An 830-nucleotide genomic window follows, 5' to 3' on the forward strand; every position below is an offset into this window, starting at 1 on the left:
TCGTTTCCGGGGTGCACACTGTAATCAAGGATCCACCCATTTTCATCACATGCGGTCTCGATCGAATATGCGAATACTTCTTTGTGTTCTCCTTTGTGAAACCAGCCGCTTTCCGGATCGGTAATGCTTTGCTTCTGCTCTTTCAGTTCACTCCTATCCATCTGCCCGCTCCCGGAATTTCTATCATTATCATCTCTGTCGTCTTTATCGTCCTTTTCCTTTAACGGCTTCTTGCCATGGGCGATCCTGTCAGCATTGATCTCCGCCTTCAACTTCTCATCATAGAATCTGGCGCTTTTCTTTGCTACCAGTATGTTCTTTGTTTTCTTCCGGTTCGCTGCTGCTTTTACATGTGTTGCGTCTACAAATATCGTATCCGTGTTTATCAGATCGCATTTCATACACTGCAGCAGTATCTGCTGGAAGATCTGTTCGAACAGATCGGTCCCTTCAAATCTTCTTTTGTAGTTCTTGCCGAATGTTGAAAAATGCGGCACCTTATCGTAAAAATCGAGACCTAAAAACCATCTGTATGCCATATTTACTTCGATCTCTTTTATCGTCTGCCGCATGCTTTTTATCCCGTACATATATTGAATGATCGGTATCTTTATCAGTGTTACCGGATCGATCGATGGTCTTCCGGTCTCTTTGGAATACCTGTCTTCCACGAGATCATATATGAAATTGAAATCGATATATTGATCTATTTTCCTGAGCAGATGATCCTGAGGGACGAGTTCCTCTATCGAGATCATCTGTATCTGTTTTTTCTTGTCTTCGGTATTGAGTTTGGTGATCATTGCGGCATCCTCTTTTCATTTCTCTTT

General features: G+C 42.5%; 1 protein-coding gene. It reads right to left on the reverse strand.

The window, feature by feature from the left end; all coding sequences use genetic code 11:
• The coding region (locus tag H9L42_RS16765; protein ID WP_187304537.1) for a transposase at positions 1-803 on the reverse strand (803 nt) is incomplete at its 3' end.
• Between the last annotated feature and the right edge of the window lie 27 nt (positions 804-830).

The organism is Zhenpiania hominis (genome assembly GCF_014333425.1).
In the GTDB taxonomy this organism is placed as follows: domain Bacteria; phylum Bacillota; class Clostridia; order Peptostreptococcales; family Anaerovoracaceae; genus Hominibacterium; species Hominibacterium hominis.